The 16,888-nt window shown below is 70.5% G+C and carries 15 protein-coding genes and 1 pseudogene; 10 read left to right on the forward strand and 6 right to left on the reverse strand.

The annotated features are described in order from the left end of the window. Nucleotides 1-8 precede the first annotated feature (8 nt). From ACSMXV_RS22910 to ACSMXV_RS22940, 7 genes are all read left to right on the forward strand, one after another. A complete protein-coding gene (locus ACSMXV_RS22910; RefSeq protein WP_473173187.1) occupies nt 9-860 on the forward strand; it encodes a helix-turn-helix domain-containing protein in 852 nt (283 codons plus the stop codon). Nucleotides 861-873: 13 nt separating this feature from the next. After that, nucleotides 874-1,062 carry a DUF397 domain-containing protein gene (locus tag ACSMXV_RS22915; RefSeq protein ID WP_473173188.1) on the forward strand — a complete coding sequence of 63 codons (189 nt, stop codon included), beginning with the start codon at nt 874-876 and terminating at the stop codon, nt 1,060-1,062. 196 nt (nt 1,063-1,258) lie between these two features. Continuing rightward, nucleotides 1,259-1,651: a hypothetical protein gene (locus ACSMXV_RS22920; protein WP_473173189.1), complete on the forward strand. Its 393-nt coding sequence runs from the start codon at nt 1,259-1,261 to the stop codon at nt 1,649-1,651. Continuing rightward, nucleotides 1,651-1,923, forward strand: a complete 273-nt coding sequence (locus tag ACSMXV_RS22925) for a hypothetical protein (RefSeq protein WP_473173190.1) — start codon at nt 1,651-1,653, stop codon at nt 1,921-1,923. Before ACSMXV_RS22920 ends, ACSMXV_RS22925 begins: the two co-directional genes overlap by 1 nt. A 140-nt stretch (nt 1,924-2,063) precedes the next feature. Next, complete coding sequence (locus tag ACSMXV_RS22930) at nt 2,064-2,417, forward strand: DUF6247 family protein (protein ID WP_473173191.1); 354 nt, start codon at nt 2,064-2,066, stop codon at nt 2,415-2,417. After that, nucleotides 2,414-2,677: a hypothetical protein gene (locus tag ACSMXV_RS22935; protein ID WP_473173192.1), complete on the forward strand. Its 264-nt coding sequence runs from the start codon at nt 2,414-2,416 to the stop codon at nt 2,675-2,677. The genes ACSMXV_RS22930 and ACSMXV_RS22935 overlap by 4 nt, the downstream gene beginning before the upstream one ends. Before the next feature lie 74 nt (nt 2,678-2,751). Further along, on the forward strand, nt 2,752-2,979 hold the full coding sequence (locus ACSMXV_RS22940; RefSeq protein WP_473173193.1) for a helix-turn-helix domain-containing protein: 228 nt from the start codon (nt 2,752-2,754) through the stop codon (nt 2,977-2,979). Between the two features lie 13 nt (nt 2,980-2,992). Here the strand turns inward: ACSMXV_RS22940 and ACSMXV_RS22945 are convergent, their stop codons facing one another. Together ACSMXV_RS22945 and ACSMXV_RS22950 are read right to left on the reverse strand one after the other, a co-directional pair. Next, nucleotides 2,993-3,541: a restriction endonuclease subunit S domain-containing protein gene (locus ACSMXV_RS22945; RefSeq protein ID WP_473173194.1), complete on the reverse strand. Its 549-nt coding sequence runs from the start codon at nt 3,539-3,541 to the stop codon at nt 2,993-2,995. 215 nt (nt 3,542-3,756) lie between these two features. Continuing rightward, nucleotides 3,757-4,107 (reverse strand): hypothetical protein, encoded by a 351-nt coding sequence (locus ACSMXV_RS22950; protein ID WP_473173195.1) that lies wholly within the window; start codon nt 4,105-4,107, stop codon nt 3,757-3,759. Between the two features lie 296 nt (nt 4,108-4,403). On the opposite strand from ACSMXV_RS22950, the gene ACSMXV_RS22955 reads away from it, so the two are divergent. Continuing rightward, nucleotides 4,404-8,144, forward strand: a complete 3,741-nt coding sequence (locus ACSMXV_RS22955; protein ID WP_473173196.1) for a type I restriction endonuclease subunit R — start codon at nt 4,404-4,406, stop codon at nt 8,142-8,144. 4 nt (nt 8,145-8,148) lie between these two features. Beyond that, a complete protein-coding gene (locus ACSMXV_RS22960; RefSeq protein ID WP_473173197.1) occupies nt 8,149-8,970 on the forward strand; it encodes a M48 family metallopeptidase in 822 nt (273 codons plus the stop codon). A gap of 154 nt (nt 8,971-9,124) precedes the next feature. On the opposite strand, the gene ACSMXV_RS22965 is transcribed toward ACSMXV_RS22960, so the two are convergent. The 4 genes and pseudogenes from ACSMXV_RS22965 to ACSMXV_RS22980 form a co-directional block, all read right to left on the reverse strand. Further along, a complete protein-coding gene (locus ACSMXV_RS22965; protein ID WP_473173198.1) occupies nt 9,125-10,663 on the reverse strand; it encodes a substrate-binding domain-containing protein in 1,539 nt (512 codons plus the stop codon). 2,254 nt (nt 10,664-12,917) lie between these two features. Then, nucleotides 12,918-13,841 (reverse strand): annotated as a pseudogene (locus ACSMXV_RS22970) (serine/threonine-protein kinase); the annotation flags it as partial. Between the two features lie 91 nt (nt 13,842-13,932). Beyond that, nucleotides 13,933-14,418 carry a MarR family winged helix-turn-helix transcriptional regulator gene (locus ACSMXV_RS22975; RefSeq protein WP_473173199.1) on the reverse strand — a complete coding sequence of 162 codons (486 nt, stop codon included), beginning with the start codon at nt 14,416-14,418 and terminating at the stop codon, nt 13,933-13,935. Next, nucleotides 14,415-15,047, reverse strand: coding sequence for a type 1 glutamine amidotransferase family protein (locus ACSMXV_RS22980; protein ID WP_473173200.1), 633 nt, complete (start codon nt 15,045-15,047; stop codon nt 14,415-14,417). Before ACSMXV_RS22980 ends, ACSMXV_RS22975 begins: the two co-directional genes overlap by 4 nt. 183 nt (nt 15,048-15,230) lie before the next feature. Here ACSMXV_RS22980 and ACSMXV_RS22985 point away from each other — a divergent pair, with 183 nt between their 5' ends. Further along, nucleotides 15,231-16,586 carry an aminotransferase class III-fold pyridoxal phosphate-dependent enzyme gene (locus tag ACSMXV_RS22985; RefSeq protein ID WP_473173201.1) on the forward strand — a complete coding sequence of 452 codons (1,356 nt, stop codon included), beginning with the start codon at nt 15,231-15,233 and terminating at the stop codon, nt 16,584-16,586. Nucleotides 16,587-16,888: the final 302 nt, after the last annotated feature.

Here is a 16,888-nt window from a genome sequence, read left to right on the forward strand (position 1 = left end):
GGCCCTTCGTGCCCGTCAGAAAGCCGTCTACCGAGCGCCAGCGCCGCCTCGGTGCCGAGCTACGCAGGATGCGCGAGCACATCGGGATGACGATCAACGAGGCGGCCACGCTGCACCGAACGGACCGGACGACGGTGAGCAACACGGAGTCGGCCCGCTCAGGGGTCAGCAGTGACCGGGTGAGGGTCTGGGCAGCCAACTACCGTTGTCCTGACTCACAGTACGTCGACGCCCTGGCCGACATGGCCAGGGAGCGTGGGCCGTACTGGTGGGATGAGTATCGGGAGTCGCTTCCCACGGGCCTGTTGGATATCGCCGAGTTGGAGCACTACGCGGCTCGGCTGCGGTCGGCTCAGATCATGCACATGCCTGGCATCCTCCAGATCCCCGACTACATGCGCGGTATCTTCGCCGAAGCGGTGCCGGCCATGAACCCAGCGGATCTGGAGCGGCACATCGAGTTCCGGGTCAGGCGTGCGGCGCTGCTCGACCGCCCCCAGCCGCCCTCGTGCGAGTTCCTGATCCATGAGACGGCGTTGCGTATGAGGTTCGGCGATCCGAAGGTTCTGCGCAGGCAGATCGACCACCTGCTGAAGCAGGCGGAGCGGCCCAACATCACTACCCGGGTCGTACCGTTCAGCGCCGGTGGCTTCGCGAACGCCGGCAGTTCGACGCTCTACGCGTGCGGGCCAGTGCCGCAACTGGACACGGTCCAGATCGATGTGCCGACCGGTGTCACCTTCCTCCATGCCGAGACCTACCTTGTGAACTACCGTGCGGTTCTTGACCGTATGAGGGAGCGGGCGCTTGAACCGCAGGCGTCGCTCGACTTCATTCGGCAGGCGGCCAGAGAGATTTGAGGGTTGGGGACCGGTGGAACTTCGCTGGCGTAAGTCGTCCTTCTCGGCGGATACCGGGGCCTGCATCGAGGTTGCGGAAGACGACGGCGTCGTTTTTCTCCGCGAGAGTGACGATCCTGACGTGATCGTCCGCACTACCCGCCGGAAGCTGCGCGCCTTCCTCGAAGGTGCCAAGGCTGGGGAGTTCGACGACTTCACGTAAGGCGCCCCCTGGGTGACCGTGACGGCATATGCCAATCTTTGTGAGACGAGACAACATGTTGTCTCGCGCATTCTGTGAGTCGTACTGTGTGTAGTGGAAGCGGCGCGCTGAGTGAGGGTGGCGTGCCGTCACGCAAAGCGCCCCGGCGGTGTGCGACCACCCCGGGGCATGGCCAACGCCTCGTAGGAGCGTCAGCATGTCCCACCGTATCCGGCCCGGTCTCGCGCGAACACTCGTGCGTGCGGCCGTCCTCGTCCTCGCGTGCCTTTTGCGCGTGCTCGTCCCTGTCCCTGCGCCCTTGCCGCATGGGGTCCGGCAACCGCCCGGGTACTGGGCCTTCGCCGTCGATGCGGAGATCCCCGTACTGCCGCCGTACCTTCTGCGGTACCGCAGGAGGACCACGACACCCACACCCAGCCCCGCCTCCCGCATCCGCCCCTACTTTGTCGCGCACGAGCAGCGCATGCGCTGCAGGGCACTGGTCCTCGCGACGTACGGGATCGATGTGGGGCCCCGGGTGATCCACGGGCACCGCATCGGCCGACCAGTCGCGCGCAAGATTGCTGCGCCCATGGGGGTGGCCGCCTGATGAGCGCACCCCAGTTGCAGATCAAGCGCGTGCCCAGCAAGCCCGTACGGCGAGGAGAGGACGGCGAACTCACGATCGACCTCTGGTTGACAAGGGACGGTGGGTTCGAGACAGACCTCGCTCTGCGCCTCACACCCGCCGAGGCGGAGGTCCTGCACGCTCAGCTCTGCTACGCGCTGGACGACGAGACGGCCTCGGTGATCACGCCGGTGTCCAAGCTCCCTGACTGCCGCAGGCCCGCCGTGGGCAGCCAGGGAGTCCACTGGCCGTAGGAACGCATTCTCCGCGTGGGGGCGGCACGCACATCACCGTGTCGCCCCCACGGGGCGTAGTCGACTCGTACCCTTCGGATGGCCGACGCCTGCGGGTACCGTCGAGAACACAGCGAACGTCCACCGACCGGGAGCACACCGTGACCGCCCTGCCCGCAGACCCGCAGGCCGACGAGCCGCTCATCCCGATGCCCGCGCTCACCCCTGGCGCCCTGCGTACCGCCGTCGAAAGCCTGACGCCGAGCCGGATGCCGACGTTCGTAAGCGATCTTGTCGACGCGACTACCAAAGCCCAGCAGCTCCAGTCGTTCGCACCGCTGCGTACGTTTGTCCATACGTGGGGTGTGTTCGTAGCGATCCAGAGGTATCCCTCGCGGGCTGCCCGCTTGCGCCATCTGGAGGAGATGGTGAGTACCGGGGTGGGGGACCCGACGGCCGCCATCGCCGAGATCAGGAAGATCCACGCGGATGCCGAGGCCGAGGCCGGGCTGTGACCGACTGGAAGTGGGACTACAACCCGAGCGAGGAGTATCTGACCGACGGACTTCCCGTCGGAGTGATCGCCGAGGTGGAACGGATCGCCACGGAACTCGCCGCGCTCGGGCGTGACGCCGAGACGGCGGGCAGCAGGCCTGAGGACAAGCCCGGAGGGCTGAGGAACTTTCCCCTCTTCAGTGGACGTGGCTTCATCCAGTTCCTCGCCGTTCCCCGGCATGAGTGCGTCTACATCTGCAACATCGTCTGGAACGGATGAAAGTGATCAGGACAGTGTCGAGGCCCCCTCCGCCTTGACCTGATCAAGTTACGGTAGGGCAGCCGGGCGGGCGTATGGACTTCGCTCTCGGGGTCTACGAACGGCGCTCGGCGCTGGGGCTGAGCAGCGCGGAACTCGTTGAATGGGCCGGGCTGACCGCAGAGGAGATCGAACGCATTGAGGAGAGTGGTGTCGACCCGACCCTCGAACTGATCGAGAGCCTGGCCGAGGCACTGCACTCCGGTGATCTCATCGATCCTCGCGCGACACCAGAGTTCCGCTTCGAGAGCCGCGCCGCGTAGTCGCACCTCGGAATCACGTGACCGGCTCGTCGAACGCGTCGCTGAGCAGCTCTGTCAGGAGCCCCAACCGGAACACTTCGTGCTTTGCGATCAGTTGCCTGTGAGCCTCAATCTGCGTGCTGATGTCGTTCATCGCGCCAGCGATGGCCCGCTGCCGTTCGAGCGGCGGGACGAAGATCGGTGCCGTGACCAGTGCCTGGGACGGGAGTGTCTCCACGGTCTTGCTGGGGTTCGACTGCGAGGTGATCCATTCATGGACGAGTGGATGCCCGAGGTAGTGGAGAAGGTAGTCGGGCAGGATCACATCTGCTCTGGGCCTGATCCGCAGGCATGCGGCGCCAAAGAGCCACGTCGCCTCCGATGGACCGACGACAGCCCGCCGCCCGAGCGTCCCCTGGCGTACATACACCAGGTCTCCCGTGCGCAACCGGAACCGCTCCAGACCTGCCGCGGTCCCGAAGCCGACGCGCTTGATGTTGCGCGGGTCGACCTTGTGCTCGGTCGTCAGGTCGGGGGGCGAGATGACGGGGACGCCCTCCAGGTTCGCCGAGAGCCCTTCCAATTGTTGCCCTGAGGGTCCGGAGGCGATATCGCAGAGGTCCGCAAGTCGGTGTGTATGGGTCGGGGGCATTTCGCTGGTCCTCACTGTTGCCTTTCCGGGGGCACACTCCTCGACGGAACCGGGTCCGTTCCGCAAACGGCCAGGGACCGACGGCAGCGACCGCCGGCCCCTGGACACGGAGCGTTGAAGTGGTCCGTCGATCGACCGGACGGGTCCTAGACGCGGACGATCTCACGGATCTGTCGCAGCCGGTCCTCCCGGGCCTCGGAGTCGCCCACGCCACGGAGGATCTCGTCACCCTTGGGGCTCGGGTCGAGGATCGCGTCGACGGCGTCCGCGATCGGGGTCCCGAGGAGGTAGAGGCGGACCGGGCTGTTCTGGTTGTTGGGCAGTAGCGCGGGGACGTGACCCATCCCGTGGGATCCCAGCCGCTGAGAGATCTTCCCGGGCACCTGGCTGCCGATCCGGCTCACCCCCTCGACGTCGCGCAAGTCGCGCATGGTCACGACGCGAAGCCCGCCGTCGGCCTCGACCTTCGCACGGAGTTCCTGGTAACTCTCGTCCATTCCAGCCCCCTTGAGTGTGTCTGCGCACAGCTATGCACGGAGCGGCAGGAACTCTGATTCCTGACCTCTCCCTTCCATCGTAGCGCTCAACTCTCTTCATAGGCCGCTATGGAGAGATTCTCTCGGAGTGGAGTGCAGCCGATCCGCGCGAGTTGACGGCGTGTCACTGCGCAGTGCCGAGGAGGCGACAGCGTCCCCCATTCGACCAGGGGCGCGCGAACCGCCCACGCGCCCTCCTTCGTGGACCACAATGGACCCTCACACGTTCACCGTGACGCAGGGGAGGGCTCGGGCGCATGGCTGCCGGAGTGGTCAGGGAAACCGGCGAGCAGGTCGAGGCGGAGCGGCCGTTATTGGAGCACCTCAAGGCGATGGGCTGGCAGCACATCGAGGGCGCCCGCCTGAAGGAGTTGGGGGAGCGCGGTGACTACCGGGAGGTGCTGCTGGAGCGGCGCCTGCGGGCTGCCCTGCGCCGCACCTCGGCCTGGATGCAGAGCGACGCGCACACGGATCCCGCTGTCTCCCAACTGCGTGCCGTCGCCCGCCATGTGTCCGCCCAGTCCCTGCCGGGGGCCAACCGTGACGCCACCACGCTTCTGCTGCACGGCGTCATGCAGCCGGGACCGGACGAGAAGGACGTGAAGACGCCGTTCTTCGACTGGTCGCGCGAGGCGCTGGAGGGGAGCCGCGAGGAGATCCTGACCCGCAACGACTACCTCGTTGTCGACCAGTTGCGCGTGTGTGACGCTGACGGGCGGCCGTCCGTGCTGGACCTCGTCCTGTTCGTGAACGGCGTTCCGCTGGTCGTCGTCGAGTGCAAGTCACCGGACGTACGCGACCCGCTCGGCAAGGCCATCAGCGACCTGCGCGCCTACACGGGGCGGCCGCTGAACGACGACACCCGGCACGGCGCGGGCGCCCCGCGCGGCATACCGCACCTGTTCGCCCCGGCGCAGTTGCTGGTGGCCGCCGACGGAACGCAGGCCGCGCTCGGTACGTACTCCTCGGCCGAGCAGCACTACGCGCTGTGGCGCAGCGTCAGCCCGGACTACGGAGATCCGGCGCGGCCGGGCGACGACGGTGTGGAGGAGCTGCGCCGTGAGCTGCGCGGCTGGGGGCTGCTCGGTCCGGAGGAGGCTCCCACCCTCCAGCAGAAGCTGACCGCGATCGTCCTCAGGCCTGGCAACCTGCTCAACATCATCAGGCACTACGTCTTCGAGAAGCCCGTCGACGAGGACAGTGGCGACGATACGGGTCGTCGTGCCCGCGCCGCCGGGCCGAAGACGGTCAAGGTGGTCTGCCGCCACCAGCAGTACCGCGCCACCGAAAAGATCATGGCCCGGCTGCGCACCCGCCCAAGTCGCCGCGTCACCGGCGGGGAGCGGGACGAAAGAGGCGGCGTCATCTGGCACACGCAGGGCGCGGGCAAGAGCTTCACCATGCAATTCCTGGCCCGGCGGCTGCACATGAGCCGGGACCCCGAGCTGAACGGGATCACACTGGTCGCGGTCACCGACCGCACCGATCTCCAGCGGCAGTTGCGGCGGGCCGTGGCCCTCAGTGACTCCGAGATCCGGCAGGCCACCTCCCGTACGGACCTGGAGAGCCTGCTCCGCCGGGCGGGCCGTTCCGGCGGGCGGGCGGTGATCTTCGCGACGATCCAGAAGTTCCTCGGCGACCTGGCGCCCGGCACGGGGGAGGGGAACGACACGGCCGACGGCGAGGACCGGGCGCTGGCCGAGGACTTCGAGCAGGCCCGGCGGCGGGTCGAGGCGGGCGAGAGCGCCGAGGAGGTCGCCGACCCCGCGCCGGACGACCGCACGCTTAGCCGGGCCGAGCGCATATTCCCCGAGTGCAGCGACTCTGACCGGGTCCTGGTGCTCGTCGACGAGGCGCACCGCTCGCACACCTCCGTCCTCCACGCCTGTCTGCGCAAGGCCCTGCCCAACGCGGCCCGGATCGGCTTCACCGGCACCCCGCTGATGCAGGGCCGACTCACCGACACCGGGCGCATCTTCGGCCTGGAGCCGAGCACCGAATCCGGCGGGAACCCCGAGTTCCTCGACACATACCGCATGACCGAGGCCGAACGCGACAGGGTCGTCGTGCCCGTCCGTTACGAAGGCCGCGCCACCACCGCCGAGGTGCGCGACAAGGAGCGAATGGACGAGTGCTTCGAGGACCTCATCGAGCCGCTGGACGAGGACCAGCAGGAGTGGGTGCGGAAGAAGTACGGCGCGCCTTCCGCGCGGGCCGTGGCCGAGTCGGCGCCGCTGATCCGGCGAAAAGCGATCGACATGCTGGAGCACTACGTCACCGGGCCGCTCACCGGCGGATTCAAGGCCCAGGTCGCCGCGGTGAGCCGGCGGGCAGCGGTCACCTACCGCAGTGCCCTGCGGGACGCCCGGGCCGATCTGCTGCGTCGCGTCGCGGCGTTCGACCGCAGCGGGCGGCGCGAAGCACTGCGAGGCAAGGCCCCTGAGACGTACACCGCTGAGGAATCGCTCCTGCTGCGCGCCTGGCAGTTCCAGGAGCTGCTACGCCGCATCGACTTCGTACCGGTGATCTCCGCGGGGGCCGAGCAGAAAGAGGGTGTGTGGCGCGAGTGGACGGACAGCGACAAGCAGGGTGAGCACATCGCGCGCTTCCTCCGGCCGTTCCCGCAGCTGCCGCCCGACAACCCTTGGGTGACCAGGCCAGCTGCCGAGCCCGACCCGGTGCCGGCCGGAGCCGTGGGCGGCATGAACCCGTGGAGCGACCTGGTCTTCGGCGGTGGTGCTCGCGGCGGCGACAGCCGAGGGGAGGAGGCTGAGCAGCCCATTGCGTTCCTCATCGTCAAGTCAATGCTGCTCACCGGCTTCGACGCGCCCATCGAGCAGGCGCTGTATCTGGACCGGCCCATCCGCGACGCCGAACTGCTCCAGGCGATCGCCCGCGTCAACCGTCCCGCCCGCCGTAAAAGGGAGGGGCTGGTTGTCGACTACTACGGCGTCCTGAACAACCTCGGCGTGACACTGGCCGCGTACCGGGGCAACCCGCCCGCGCTTGACTCGCTGCGCAGCATGGCAGCCGAGATTCCTGAGATGAAGCGGACGGCTGACGAGGTGCGGGAGTTCCTCGCGGGGGCGGGCGTCGACCCGGACGGGCTCATGACGCGCGCCGGGCTCGGCAGCGCCGTACTCGCGCTCGCGGACCCCACGGTACGAGCCGTTTTCGACACCAGGCTGAACGAGTTCCTGGGAGCCGTGGACCGGGTGCTGCCGCACGAGAAGGCGCTGGACCACCTGCACGACGTACGGGCTTGGAGCGTGCTCCAGATGCGTGTGCGTCGCCACTACCGCGACGACACCGGCGGCGGCTTCGTGATGCGTGGATACGGGCGGAAGGTACGCGCGCTGATCGCCGACCACCTTCAGGCACAGGAAGTCGAGCAGCGGATCCCACCCGTCTCCATCCTCGCTCCGGACTTCGACGAAGTGGTCGGCACCCTCCCCGTGCGTGAGGCCGCGGCCGAGCAGGTGCAGGCACTGCGCTACCACCTGGAGGAACGCCTGGCGGTGGAGGAGCGTCCGGTGTACCGGCAGCTCTCCGTCGAACTGGAACGGGTGCTGGAGGAGTTTGCCGGGAACTGGGAGGACATCTCCCGGGAGCTCAGGCCACTGGTCGACAGGGCCCGGCGCGCCGAGCAGGCCCATCCCACCGTCGCTGATCTGTCGCCGATGGAGCAGCGGCTGTACGTGCTCATCGACGAGAAGCTGACAGTGAGCGAGATCCTGGACGATGCGCCTTCGGAGCGGCTGCGTCATCTCGTCGCCGAGACGTACGACGAGATCACCAGCCAGGTGCGGCTGGCGTCGTTCGGCGGCCGGGAGCGTCATGTGACGCTGCTGGAAGCGCGGCTTTACGATCGGCTGAAGGCGGCCGGACTGAGGCGCGGGGGCCCGGGGCGGGAAGAGGTCAAGCGACTTGCCTCGGCACTCGCCGGGTACGCGGTGGAGCACCTGGAGGAGTTCCGGGCTGAGGCACGGAGAGAATAGGTCCATGCCTGCGCAGCCCGCTCACCCTAAGTCCCGCTCCGATGAGCCCGTGCTCACCGAGAGCGGGACGCTGGTCGTCGACGGGCGGGAACTGAAGGTGCGGATCAGCCCTCGCCGACGTCGGCTGGGGCTGACGGTCGAGCGGGACCGGTCTCTCACCCTGCACGCTCCCAAAGGTTGCGCGGTCGGGAGGGTAGAGGCCTTCGTGCGGGACAGCGAGGCCTGGATCGCCGCCAAGACCCGCCTCAGCGACGAGCGGCGCCAACTCCATCCCCTCCGTACCCTCCGGGACGGCGAGATTCACCGTTACCTGGGGCGGGACTACCGGCTCCTCGTCGTCGGCAAAGAGCCGGACGAGGGCTCCGCTTCGGTCGGCGTGGCCGCGGTACCCCCTGTTCGGCTTGTCGCGGGACGGCTGCGTCTAGACAGCTCGGTTGCTGCCGATCCAGCGCTCGCACGGAAGGCTCTGGCGGACTGGTACAGCCTTGCCGGACAGCGCTGGATGCGGGGGCGGCTCCAGCCGTGGGCTGCCCGGATGGATGTCCCCGAACCAGCCGTTCGGGTCCGTGACTTGGGACATCGGTGGGGAAGCTATCGCTCCTCAGGAGCCGACGCCGGAGTGATCTCACTGCACTGGGCCACCTTCCAATTGCCGATTCATCTTGTCGACTACGTCGTCGCACATGAGTTGGCGCATGTGCGCGTGTCCGGGCACGGACCTGAGTACTGGCGGCTGCTAGGCAGGTCGCTCCCGGAATGCCGTCGTCTGAAGGTCGAGCTGGACGAGCTGGGCCGAGGGGTATGGATGGGAGACCTGTTCTACTGATCGGTTTCAAGGAGCTGGGCTCGTCCGAATGAACGCCATTGGCTTCCATGGAGCAGGTCTCGGTCATCTGCGGCACGGGGAGCACCGGGCCGCGGGCTGCGGCTGCACAGGCACAGGCATGGGCTACGCCCGCCGCAGATCAGCAGCCCGGTCGTCAGGTGTCCTCGCCGCAGATCCGCAGGCCCTCCGGTGTCGCGCACGGCAGGTGGCCGTGGGTGCGGATGACGTCCTGGCCGCTGCCTCGGCGCATATAGGTCAGGAAGCTGGAGGCGAGGGAGTCGGCGGGGGGCTGGCCGTAGGTGTAGGCGTACTCGATCTCTCGGTACGGGTAGCCGTCGCGGTCGCCGTGTTCGAGGGCGTCCAGGGACGGCTGCCTGTTGTCGAGGTTCAGGCGGTGCAGGCCCTTGAGGCTGGTGGCGGCGCGGAGTTCGCTGTAGCCGATGGCGCCGGGGACCTTGGCCACGGTCTTGAGCACCTGTTCGGTGCTGTCGAGTTCGCAGCGGACCACCGGGGCGTCCGGGGTGTCCTTGTTGAGGCAGTCGAGCGAGGTGTTGGCGAGCTCGCCGGCCTCGAGTACGCGGCGCTGGAAGACCTGCCGGGTGCCGGAGTTGGCGTCGCGGCTGACCAGGCGTACGGGCAGGTCGGGGCCGCCGAGCTCGTTCCAGTTGCGGATCTCGCCGCGGTAGAGGCGGCGTACGTCGGAGAGTTCGAGGTTCTTCAGGGGCACCTCGTCGTTCAGGACGAGAGCAAAGAGGGAGACGGCGACCCGGCTTTCGCGCAGCTGCGCATAGCCGCTCGGCTTCGGGCCGTCGGAGAGCGTGATGACCGCCGGGGAGCCGCCCTGCGCGTCCGCGCCCGCCTCGGCCAGGGCGCGGATTCCCGCGGTGCTGCCGTGGGTGTCCACCGTGACGGTGGAACCCTCGCAGTCCTCCTCGTACTTGTCGGCGAGCTCCTCGACGACCGGGGCGAAGGCCGTGGATCCCGTGATCGTCAGCTCACCTTTGGCGCAGCCCATCGGGGGGCGTGAGTCGTCGCGTACGACGATGATGCCGGCCAGGACGACGACGCAGACGGTGAGCAGCACGGTGATCACGCGGGCGGCGCGGCTGAAGAGCGGCGGCTTGTCGTCCGGCGTGGTGGACCGGTTGGGCTTGATCTCGCCCTCCTTGATGCCGCCCTCGATCCTGACCTCGCGGCCGACGCGCCCACCCGAGAGCACGACGAGCAGTTTGTAGTGCTGGCCCCTGTTCAGCGGGACGCGGGGGATGCAGAGGGTCCCGCCGTGGTAGCGCAGGCCCGCGGTCTCCGTGAAATGGCCCATCAGATAGGCGGCGGCCCGGGGCACGCTGACGACGACGCCCCGGATGGTCCGGTCACTGAAGACGGCCTCCAGACCGTGCACTTCGCGGCGGGTGTAGTCACTCTCGTCGATGCTCTGTGAGCCGTCGTTCTCTATCCGCAGGAGGACGAGCGTGGCGTCCTCCATGCCGGGGGCCTCGGCGAACCAGCCGAGACGTACGTTCGCCCGCCCGCCGTGGCCGTCCCGGCCGATGGGGGTGTCGAGCTGCACCCGGTAGCCGATGCGTTTGCGGCGGGGCACGCGACGCTCGTACCAGAGCACGCCGGCCGAGGTCAGGATGCCGAGCACGGCGGTGCAGACGGCCACGACGTTCTCGGCGCTGAGCCACTCCACGACGTTCCCCCGCCCCCTCGCTGCCCGGTCACCGGCCCTCCGGTCCGGTCACCGTACGGCCCGCGGGCAGGGGGTGGAACGGTTCACCTGAATGGTCGTCAGATGTTCGTCCGGAGTTCAACGAGCGTGGTCAGTCGGCCTTCGTGTACGTCAACTGCTCGCCCGTTTCCGTGTTCACGCGCCGGAGGCGGCCGTCCGGCAGGACCGTGAGGGTGGTGGCGGCGCCCGGGGTGCAGGAGGACGCCGGTTCGCCGACCGTCACCGTCGACGGGCCGATACGGAGAGGTCCGTCGCCGGACGGGGCGGACGCGAGCTCGGCCCGGAACACGCAGTGATACGTTCCGCCTCCCTGGGCGGGCCCGTCCGCGGTCAGGGACAGCACGGTGTCACCGACCTCGCCCTGCTGGATGACCAGGCGGCGGGTGCTGTGGCCGGCGTCGCTGTCGATGCTGCCGGTCCAGGTGCCGAGGTACTTCTCCGGCACCCCGCCGCCGGCGGAGGCGGCCGGGGACGTCTGCGACGTCCCGGGGCTCCCGGACCCGGGCGTCCCGCTCGTCCCGGGCGCCTGCGAGCCCGGCTCCGCGGGGGCGCTGGAGGAAGCCGACGGCTTGGCGTCGCCCCCGGCGAGCGGTTCGCTGTCGCCCTTCATCACCGCATAGACGGACCCACCCGCACCGACCGCCACGACGAGCGCGGCGGCGACCAGGGCGATGGTCGAACGACGACTCCTGGGCGGGGGCTCGTACCCGATCGCCGCGGCGCCGACGACCGGGCCGTACGGGGGCGGGGTGCTGCCCGGTCCGTACGGGGGAGTGGGGCCGCCCGGATCGTACGGGGATGTGGCGTCGCCCGGTCCGTACGGGGGAGTGGCGCCGCCCGGCTCGTACGGGGATGTGGCGTCGCCCGGTCGGTACGGGGGAGTGGCGCCGCTCGGTTCGTACGGGGATGTGGCGTCGCCCGGTCCGTACGGGGGAGTGGCGCCGCTCGGTTCGTACGGGGATGTGGCGTCGCCCGGTCCGTACGGGGAGGTGGCGCCCGGCCCGTGCGGGGTCGGGGGTGTGGAGCCGCCGTACACGTCCGGCTGCGGGTAACCGTAGGCCGAGGGGTGGGGCTGGGCGTGGCCCTGTGGATAGCCGTAACCGGGCGCACCGGGGTGGCTCGCCGGCCGCGGGGCGGGGACCGGCGCGGAGCCGGAGATCTGCGTGGGGAGGTGGTCGACGGCCGTGGGGAGGTGGTCCACGGCCGCCTGCCCGGGCTCGCCGGGCGGCGGTGGGGTGTCCTCTCCGGCGACCTCGGACGGGCCACAGGCGTGGCCTGCAGGGCCGGAGCCGTCTTGGGCTCCGGGGGGTGTTGGCCCTTGTGCGCTGACGGGTCCGGCATTGTGCGCCGCTGCCGGGGCGGGCCCTCGTTGTCCGGCGGCGCCGTGTGGCTCGGCGGCGCCGTGTGGCTCGGCGGCGCCGTGTGGCCCGGCGGTGCCGTGTGGTCCGGCGGCTCCGGGACTGTGCGCGCTTGCGGGCGTAGAGGCCGGCTCTCGGGTGGGGCCGGGGCCCTTGTCTCCCGTCGGCGCGGCGCCCTGCGCCGCGGAGGGGCCACGCCCGTCCGCGGCTGCCGCCGCAGCGGTGCCGGGCGCCGCTGCGGAACCGTATCCTCGCGCCTCCGCGGCACCCGACCTCGGTGCCCCCGCCGAGTTCGCTCCGGGAGCCCCGTCGGGCCGCGCGGGCCCGATCGCCCCGGCCGTGGGGGCGGTGGACGCCCCGCCCGGTCCCCCGGCGGACGCCCCGCCCGCACCCGCGTGGGCGGCCGCGCCCGCGGCGGATGTTCCGGCCACGCCCGCGGCGGGTGTCCCGGCTGCGCCCGCGTGGGGTGCTCCGGCTGCGCCTGCGTGGGGTGCTCCGGCTGCGCCTGCGTGGGGTGCTCCGGCTGCGCCTGCGTGGGGTGCTCCGGCTGCGCCTGCGTGGGGTGCTCCGGCTGCGCCCGCGGCGGTTGCTCCGGCCGCGCCCGCGGCGGTGGACGCCCCGCCCGCGTGGGGTGCTCCGGCCGCGCCCGCGGCGGATGTTCCGGCCACGCCCGCGGCGGGTGTCCCGGCCGCACCCGCGTGGGGCGCTCCGGCAGTCCCGGCCGCACCCGCGGCGGGCGCTCCGGCCCCGCCAGAGCCGGTGGACGCCGCGCCCGGCGCGGTGGCCGCCGCGCTCACACCCGCGGCGGCCGCTCCCGCCCCGCCCCCGCCAGCGGCCCCCGCCCCCGCCACGCCCCCACCATCCGGATTCTCCGTATCCAGCAACCGCACCGCATGCCGCCCCAGTTGGGCGACCAGCGTGCTCGGCAGCCACGGATCGCGGGCGCGGCCGTCGCTGACCGTGTCGTTCGCGCCCGTGCGTTGCAGGATGTCGTCGAGCGAGGGGCGGGCGGCGGGGTCCTTGCGGAGGCAGTCGCGGACCAGGTCGGTGAGGCTTTCGGGGAGCCGGTCCAGGTCCGGTTCCTCCTGGGCGATACGGAACATCAGCGCGTGCACACCGCTGTTGGCCGTACCGAAGGGAAGCCGGCCCGTCGCCGCGTAGGCCAGCACCGAGCCGAGGCAGAACACGTCGCACGCCGGCGTGATCCGGTCGCCCCGCACCTGCTCGGGCGCCATGAAGCCGGGGGAACCGACCAGCGCGCCGGTCCGCGTCAGGCCTCCGTCCGTCACGGTCTCCAGCGCCCGCGCGATGCCGAAGTCGATGACGCGCGGCCCGTCGATGGTCACCAGGACGTTGGACGGTTTGAGGTCCCGGTGGATGAGGCCCGCCGCGTGAATGTCCTTCAGCGCGTGCGCCAGCCCGGCCGCGAGAATCCGAACGGAACGTTCCGGCAGCGCCCCGTGGTCCTGCGACACGACGGCCCCGAGGGACGGCCCGGCTACATACCCCGTGGCCACCCACGGAATCGCCGCCTCGGTGTCCGCGTCGAGCACCGGCGCCGTCCACTGCCCGCCGACCCGCCGCGCGGCCTGCACCTCGAGCCGGAAGCGGTTCCTGAACTCCTCCTGCTCGGCGAGCTCTTGGCGGACCAGCTTGACCGCGACCGTGCGCCCGCGGTCGGAGCGGGCCAGATAGACCTGCCCCATCCCGCCCGCACCGAGCCGCGCCAGCAGCCGGTACGCCCCGATTCCCCGCGGATCCCCCGACCCCAGTTTCTCCAGCGCCACGGCGCCCTCCCCCCGGGTACGTTCCCCCGTACCTGCACCAGACCGAGAATAGTGCGGCCCCGGGACAAGAGCGGACAAGCCGCTTCTACGGTTCCGTAACAGCGTCGAGCGCCGCCGAGAGCCGCCCCAGCACCCGTACGGTCTCGGCGAAAGCCTCCTCGCCGAGCTCGTCCGCGAGCCGGTCGGCCAGCTGGGCGTGGCGCGGCCCGATCCTTGCGACGGCGGCGCGGCCCTCATCCGTGGGGGCGAGGAGCTTGGCGCGGCGGTGGGCGGGGTTGGGGGCGTACGCGGCGAGGCCCTTGCCGACGAGCAGATCCGCGATGCGCTGCACGCTCTGCCGGGTGATGCCCATCGCGCGGGCGATCCCGGCGACGGGCAGCGGCTCGCGCAGCACCGCGCCGAGCACCTGCCACCAGGCGGCCGTCAGCCCGGCGGGGCGAGCCAACTCATCCGCGACTGCGAGGAGTTGGCCGTTGAGCCGGAAAGCGGTGAGCGCGGTGCTGCTGAGCAGGTCCTGATGGTGCCGGGTGGCCTCTTCCTCGTGCCGCCTGGCCGTCGGATTCGCGCTCACTTCCCGGCCTCCGCCGCTTGGAGCGTCTCGTACGCCGCAGGGTCCGAGTCGTGGAACAGCCGGTACCAGGCGTCCAGCACCTCGCCCTCGTAGACCCCGAGCAGTTTGAACACCTCGCGGGCGAACGCGACCGGTTCGGTGGGGCCGGCGGTGACCAGGTTCCCGTCGGTCACCGCGTCGGCTTCGACGTAGTGCTTGCCGCCCTGGTAGCCGGTGGCGGCGAGGTAGAAGGAGACCGCGCTGGTGTGGGCACGCTCGTCGAGCAGTCCCTCGCGGGCGAGTCCGGCCGTGGCGCCGCAGATCGCGGCGACGGGCACGTCGGCGTCGAGGAAGGCGCGGGCCTTGCGGGCGAAGGGTGCGAGGTCGTCGCCCAAGTCCCAGAGGTCGGCGCCGGTGAGGATCAGCAACGAGCTGTCCTCGGGGCGGATTTCGTCGAGTGCCAGATCGGGCAGGATGCGGAGGCCGCCGATGGTGGTCACCGGCTCGGTGGAGGGGCCGACGGTGCGGATCTCGTGGCCGGCCCGGGCGAGATACGCCGTGGTGTGGCCGGTCTCCCAGTCGGCGAAGGTGTCGTAGACGGCGAGATGAACGGGCTTGCGGACGGTTCCCTGGCTGGTCGTGCCGGTCATGGTGGCCTCCGGGAGGGATGGGGCTGGATGCCGTTCTCCAGCTGTGAGCATGCTGTCAAAACGACAGCTTGCTGTCAATGCTTCCCGGCGGCCCGGGCACGCGACACACTGTCGCGGAAAGCAGCGGACCGCAGACAGGACGCCCATACCGGGTAGCTGCCGGCCACACCTACGCTCGCCCGCATGACCTCTCAGCCCCTTTCCCAGGCCGGCGCCGCCGTGAAGGCCGCGGACCGCGCGCACGTCTTCCACTCCTGGTCCGCGCAGGACCTCATCGACCCGCTTGCCGTCGCCGGTGCCGAGGGGTCGTATTTCTGGGACTACGAAGGCAACCGCTACCTGGACTTCACCAGCGGCCTCGTCTTCACGAACATCGGGTACCAGCACCCGAAGGTCGTCGCGGCCATCCAGGAGCAGGCCGGGAAGCTCGTCACCTTCGCGCCCGGCTTCGCCGTCGAGGCCCGCTCGGAGGCCGCGCGCCTCATCGCCGAGCGGACCCCCGGCGATCTGGACAAGATCTTCTTCACCAACGGCGGCGCGGAGGCCGTCGAGAACGCCGTCCGTATGGCGCGGCTGCACACGGGCCGCCACAAGGTCCTCAGCGCGTACCGCTCGTACCACGGCGCCACCTCGACGGCGATCAACGTCACGGGCGACCCGCGCCGCTGGCCGTCCGACAACGGGTCGGCGGGCGTCGTGCACTTCTGGGCGCCGTTCCTCTACCGGTCGCCGTTCCACGCGGAGACCGAGGAGCAGGAATGCCAGCGCGCGCTGCAGCACCTCGAGGACACGATCGCCTTCGAGGGCCCGGCGACGATCGCCGCGATCATCCTCGAAACGGTGCCCGGCACGGCCGGGATCATGGTGCCGCCGCCGGGCTATCTCGCGGGCGTGCGCGAGATCTGCGACCGGTACGGCATCGTCTTCGTCCTGGACGAGGTGATGGCGGGCTTCGGCCGTACGGGCAGGTGGTTCGCGGCCGAGCACTCGGGTGTGGTGCCCGACCTCATGACGTTCGCCAAGGGCGTCAACTCCGGATACGTGCCGCTCGGCGGCGTCGCCATCTCGGGCGCCATCGCCGAGACCTTCGCGCGCCGGCCGTACCCGGGCGGGCTCACGTACTCCGGGCACCCACTGGCCTGCGCTGCCGCCGTCGCGACGATCAACGTCATGGCGGAGGAGGGCGTCGTGGAGCACGCGGCGCACCTCGGGGAGACGGTACTCGGACTCGGCCTGCGCGAGCTCGCCGAGCGCCACCCGAGCGTCGGGGAGGTGCGCGGTCTGGGTGCGTTCTGGGCCGTGGAGCTGGTACGGGACCGGGAGACGCGGGAGCCGCTGGTGCCGTACAACGCGGCGGGTGAGGCCAACGCGCCCATGGCGGCGTTCGCCGCCGCCGCGAAGAAGAACGGTCTGTGGCCCTTCGTGAACATGAACCGCACCCATGTCGTGCCTGCGTGCACCATTTCGGAGGCCGAGGCGAAGGAGGGGCTGGCGGCGCTGGACGAGGCGCTGTCTGTTGCCGACGAGCACACCGTCTGAGCTGCCGGCGGCTGCCGGGGCCCACCGACGGTGAGCCCCGGCAGCCGCCGAGCGGCCCCAGGCCGCCACAACCCACGACGGCGGGCGCGTTCGCGTACGGCCTGTGCGCAGCTTCCGAAGGCCTGCGGTCGGCACCGTTGTGGACAATCGTTCCTCCCTCAGCTACCGCTGGGAGGTGGGTGCGCGGCCCCGACCCGCCCACCGGCAGGTGGCGATCATCCACCCGACGGAGAGGTGCGCGCCCTCCGGCAAGGGGGCGCGGTCGCCGCAGGCGGCACAGGTCGCGTGGTCTGAACCACAAG

The sequence above is a fragment of the Streptomyces sp. DSM 42067 genome, from assembly GCF_055792885.1.